Source organism: Saccharomonospora halophila 8, assembly GCF_000383775.1.
GTDB lineage: Bacteria > Actinomycetota > Actinomycetes > Mycobacteriales > Pseudonocardiaceae > Saccharomonospora > Saccharomonospora halophila.
In genome coordinates, this window is sequence record NZ_KB912482.1 from 34,306 (window position 1) to 39,147 (window position 4,842).

Consider the following 4,842-nt stretch of genomic DNA (forward strand, 5'->3'; position numbering starts at 1 on the left):
GGCCAGGTACCCGGCGTGCGGCCCGCCGTAGCCGAGCGGGACGCCGAAGCGCTGGGTGGTGCCCGCCGCGAGGTCGGCGCCGAACTCGCCGGGCGAGGTGACCAGGGTGAGCGCGAGCAGGTCGGCGGCGACGCAGTACAGCGCCTTCGCCTCCTTCGCGGCGTCGCCGATCCGCCGGTAGAAGTCCGGCTCCCGCAGCACACCGGACACGCCCGGGTACTGCACGACCACGCCGAAGAACTCGTCCGGCAGTCCCCGGGAGAGGTCCCGGACGTCCACCTCGACGCCGACGGCCTCGGCGCGGGTGCGCACGATCGCGATCGTCTGCGGCAGGCACTCGGCGTCCAGCACCACGGTCCGCGACGTCGACTTCGACGCCCGCCGCATCAGCATGACCGCCTCGGCGACGGCGGTGGACTCGTCGAGCATCGAGGCGTTCGCGGTATCCAGGCCGGTGAGGTCGGAGACCATCGTCTGGAAGTTGAGCAGCGCCTCCAGCCTGCCCTGCGAGATCTCCGGCTGGTACGGCGTGTACGCGGTGTAGAAGGCCGGGTTCTCCAGCACGTTGCGCCGGATCACGGCCGGGGTGACGGTGTCGTGATAGCCGAGGCCGATCATCTGGGTCCGCGGCGTGTTGCGCGCGGCCAGCTCCCGCAGCTCGGCCAGCGCCTGCTCCTCGGACGCCTCCTCGGGCAGGTCGAGCCCGCGCGGGTTCCGGATGGCGCCGGGCACCGCGGCGGAGACCAGGGCGTCCAGGCTGCCGAACCCGCATTCGGCCAGCATCTTCGCCTGCTCGGACTCGCTCGGGCCGATGTGCCGGGACGCGAACGGCGTCGGCGGAGGCGTCACGGGAGGCGACGACTTCTGCGTCATGGCGGGGAGCTCCTTCTCTCCTTAGGCAGGTTTACCCGCCTGGTGCTGGGAACTCCCCCTCTGTCATGGGCACCTGAGAGTTTCACCGCGCGTGAGCGCGGCTTACACCTTGGGTGAGGCCCTCGTGGTGAGCCTACTTTCCAGAGTGGCCTCGCCAAGAGCGGTAGTGGTACCTGAGAGATTGTGGGGCGTTTGCTCCTTCGGTGCCCCGCCTTGACCACACGGGGGCTCTCCCGCTCCGGCTCGAACAGCCGCGATATCCGGTTATGCCTTCGGTTATAGGCGGTCAAGCTACGCGAGTCCAGTGCCGCGAGTCCACCTCCGGGCCGCAACGGTGACGAAGGCCGCGCCGACGTTGACGGGGCTCACCCGGCACCGCATCACGCCCGCGCGGGAACGGCATGGACCCTCCGCACCGGACGGTGCCGCGCCCGTCGCTCCGGGTGAGTGACCCGCTCCGCCGTTCGGGTCGAACGATGAGCGCGGGCGGTGACGACGCCTATTGCTCGTCGTCGCTCTCCCCCTCGTCATCGGTCTCCACCGGTGCCGGCCGGACGATCCGGGCCCGGATGTGCGTGCCGAAAGTGGATCCGAGCAACACATCCTCCGGGGAGTTCGCGTTGTGCCGCGCGGTTCCGTCCACACTGACCACCTCGGTGCGGCCGTCGGGGAAACACATTCCCCAGGCGACGATCCACGCGTTCACCCGGGTCCCGTATTTCTGCACCACGGCGAACACCTCCGGAGCGGCCTGCCCGGCCATGTCCGCCAGGATCCCGGCGAACGTCTCCTCGTCGCACATCGGCGGTCTCCCGGTGGGGTCGGACACGAACCGGTCGAGCGGGTGGGCGTCGGCGATTTCGGGTTCGTCCTCGCACACTCCGGGAGGAGTGCGCGCTGACGCATGACCAGGTGATCGAGAAGCTCCGCCAGGGACCGGGCACCTGGTCCCGCCCGAAGCTGTCCCGGATCGAGAACCGGGAGCAGGGAGTGAAGCGCCGCGAGCTCGACCAACTGTTGGACGTCTACGGCGTCGGCGACCCGGCGCTGGCGAACTGGCTCAGACAACTGGCCGGCGACTCCCGCCGCCGCGGCTGGCTCGCCGACGTCCGCAAACACCTGCCACCCGAGTTCCACCAGTTCCTCGACTGGGAGACCGCCCTGGTGGCCTGTCGTCAGTTCGAGACCTTGTTGGTGCCCGGGCTCCTCCAGACCACCGAGTACGCGCGGGCTCTCATCACGGGGCTGGACCCCGGACTGAGCGCGGACGAGGTCGAACGACGGGTCATGGCGCGCATGGCCCGGCAACAGATTCTCAGTCAGCCGATCCCACCGACACTGCACGTCATCCTCGGTGAGGGAGCGTTGGAACGCCCGGTCGGTGGTGAGCGGGTGATGCGGAAGCAACTGCGTCACCTGGTCGAGGCGACCGAGAACCCCAATATCGCCATACAGGTGTTGCCGAAGACGGTGGGCGCCAGTCCCGCACTCGAAGGACCGTTCTCGATCCTCACGCTGCCCGACCCGATACCGGACATCGGCTACGCGGAAGGTCCCGGACGCCCCGACTACATCGAATCCCGCGACGAGGTACGTGCGTACACACTTCGCTTCGGTGCCCTCACCGAGCAGGCACTCACCCAGGACGAGTCAGTGCGTCGCCTGGCTGACTCCGTGCGGGAGCTGGAATAGGGACAAGGACGGTGCGGCATGACCCACGGGGACGCGGAAGCCAACCTGACCTGGCGCAAGAGCAGCTTCTCCGGGGGTGGTGGAACCAGCGGAGGCAACTGCATCGAGGTGGCGCCGACGCCGGACGGGCGGATCGCCATCCGAAACAGCAAGCATCCCGAGGCGGGCGCTCCGCTGTTCACCCGCGCCGAGATGGCCGCCTGGATCGAGGGCTGCAGGGCCGGCGAGTTCGACGACCTCGGGTAGCGCAGACCTACCCGAGGCCGAGTTCCGGCAGGTCGTCGACGATCTTCATCGTCTCTACGCTCACCGTGGTTACACGCTTGATCAGGTCCACGATATAGCGCGGGTACTGTCCGGCGCGCGGTGGTCCCGGAGAGCCGCGACGGGACGTTCACTCCTCGAAGGCGACCATGCGGGCGTAGGCGACGTCGTTGTCCTCGTAGCTCTGCGCCGAGCGGTCGAACACGCCGCCGCAGGTGATCAACCGCAGCTCCGGGTGGTGGGTGTCGCCGTAAACCTTCTCGGTGGGGAATTCCTTCTTGGGGTAACGCTCGACGGCGTGGACCTCGAACAAGACGCTGCTGCCGTCGGCGCGGTCGACGATCACGTCGGCCCCGTCGCCCAGCTTGCGCAGGTCGTAGAACACGCCCTTCTCGTTGTTCCAGTCGACGTGCGCGGCGAGCACGGACGGGCCCATTTCGCCCGGGGTCGGTGACTGGTTGTACCAACCGATCTCGTGGGCACCCTCCGGGACCTCCATCCGCTTCTCCGCATCGAGCCCCAGGTCGACGAACGCGTCGGTGTCCACACCGATCGCCGGGATCCGCAGCCGTACCGGTTTCGACGCGGGCAGGACGGGCTTCTCGACCCCGCTCTCGGTCGGGACCGTGTACTCGAAAGTCGGGGTGCCGACGGTCGCGTTCGGACCGGTGCAGCCGGTCAGCACGAGCAACAGGACGGAAACCGCCATCCCCACCAGCCGGGCGGAGCCGGCGTGGCGGGGATGGCGGCGCGTGGGATGACGCATCACGGAACGCTTCAGCGCACGACCGTCGCGAACGAACCGTCACCGGTCTTCACGCCACCGTGCGGCTTCTTGTGCACCTGCTTCTTGTGGTGGTGCTTCTTGCCGTGCTTGTCGTGGTGCTTCTTGTCGTGGTGCTTGCCGTGGTGCTTCTTGTCCTTGTCGTGGTGCTTGTGGAAGTGCTTGTGGTAGTGCTTCTCGACCTTGTGCTTGTCCTTGTCGTGGTGCTTCTTGTCCTTGTCCCAGTCGTGGTGGTGCTTGTCCTTGTCCCAGTCCTTGTCGTGGTCCTTGTCCTTGCCGTGGTCCTTGTCCTTGCCGTGGTCCTTGTCCTTGTCGTGGTCCTTGTCCTCGTCCTTGCCCTTGTCCTTGTCCTCGTGCTTGTCCTCGTGCTTGTCCCGCTCGTCCTCGGCCTCGTCCTTGGCCTGCTCCCACTGCTCGCGGGCGAAGTCGAACTCGCACTCGGCGTCGGCCCAGGAGTCGGCCTGGATGTAGCGACCGGTGTCGCTGCAGTCGTTGTTCTCCGGGGAGGCGTTCGTGGTTCCGGCGACGGCGACGGCGGTGCCGGCGGCCAGAGCGACGACGACAGCGGCTCTGCGAACTCGCATGGTGATGTTTCTCCTTGGGGTTCTGGATTCTGCTCACAACGGTGCGCTGTTCTGCGTGTCCGGTACGCCCCGCGCCCGTATGGCTACAGAGTGCGCAGAGGCAGAGATCGTCAATCCTCGACGGTCCGGGAACCATTCCTCCGGGTGACTGATCGAGTGCGTATCGTCGCCATGACCTGCGGGTTCGCCCGAGGCGAGGCCGGGTAGCGGAGGAAACCGGCAGGCCGGCAGGAGATACCGGTACCTGCGGGAGCGGGACGAGGGTGCGCAGCCGTGGAATCTGTCCGGTCGGCCGGGTGAACTTCGGCCCGGACACGTCGACGAGGCACGCCCGCGAGTCGACACATCAGGACACCGAGTCGACGCCTCACAACGCCGAGCCGACGCTCCAGGGCACCGAATCGACGTCACGGAAACCGAGCCGACGCTCCGGGACACCGCGTCCGCACACAGCCGTGCGTTCCGTTTCCGGCCGGGCGCCACACTCGCCCATCGAGGCGGTTCGAGGACACGTCAACTCACGGGCGTGCAGCGGCAACTCGCGGGCATGCAGCGGCGACCCGCGGGTCTGAGGTGTCAACTCGCGGGGGTGCAGCGGCGACTCGCGGGCGGGTGGGGTGGGGTGGGGTGGGTCAGCGGCGGCGG

5 protein-coding genes, 1 pseudogene and 1 riboswitch are annotated in these 4,842 nt (G+C 68.1%); of the genes and pseudogenes, 2 read left to right on the top strand and 4 right to left on the bottom strand.

Annotated elements, in window-relative coordinates; translation table 11 throughout:
• Both SACHA_RS19705 and SACHA_RS19710 read right to left on the bottom strand, forming a co-directional pair.
• Window positions 1-873, bottom strand: a pseudogene (locus tag SACHA_RS19705) (glycine dehydrogenase (aminomethyl-transferring)); the annotation flags it as partial.
• 151 nt (window positions 874-1,024) lie between these two features.
• Window positions 1,025-1,119: riboswitch (glycine riboswitch) on the bottom strand.
• Window positions 1,120-1,372: 253 nt separating this feature from the next.
• A complete protein-coding gene (locus SACHA_RS19710) occupies window positions 1,373-1,753 on the bottom strand; it encodes a hypothetical protein (protein WP_019806560.1) in 381 nt (126 codons plus the stop codon).
• A 32-nt stretch (window positions 1,754-1,785) separates the two neighbouring features.
• Here SACHA_RS19710 and SACHA_RS19715 point away from each other — a divergent pair, with 32 nt between their 5' ends.
• Together SACHA_RS19715 and SACHA_RS0101275 are read left to right on the top strand one after the other, a co-directional pair.
• Window positions 1,786-2,565, top strand: coding sequence for a DUF5753 domain-containing protein (locus tag SACHA_RS19715; protein ID WP_019806561.1), 780 nt, complete (start codon window positions 1,786-1,788; stop codon window positions 2,563-2,565).
• 18 nt (window positions 2,566-2,583) lie between these two features.
• A complete protein-coding gene (locus SACHA_RS0101275; RefSeq protein ID WP_019806563.1) occupies window positions 2,584-2,811 on the top strand; it encodes a DUF397 domain-containing protein in 228 nt (75 codons plus the stop codon).
• 148 nt (window positions 2,812-2,959) lie between these two features.
• Here the strand turns inward: SACHA_RS0101275 and SACHA_RS0101285 are convergent, their stop codons facing one another.
• Both SACHA_RS0101285 and SACHA_RS0101290 read right to left on the bottom strand, forming a co-directional pair.
• Window positions 2,960-3,538 carry a class F sortase gene (locus SACHA_RS0101285; protein ID WP_019806564.1) on the bottom strand — a complete coding sequence of 193 codons (579 nt, stop codon included), beginning with the start codon at window positions 3,536-3,538 and terminating at the stop codon, window positions 2,960-2,962.
• 68 nt (window positions 3,539-3,606) lie between these two features.
• Window positions 3,607-4,197: a hypothetical protein gene (locus SACHA_RS0101290; RefSeq protein ID WP_019806565.1), complete on the bottom strand. Its 591-nt coding sequence runs from the start codon at window positions 4,195-4,197 to the stop codon at window positions 3,607-3,609.
• Window positions 4,198-4,842: the final 645 nt, after the last annotated feature.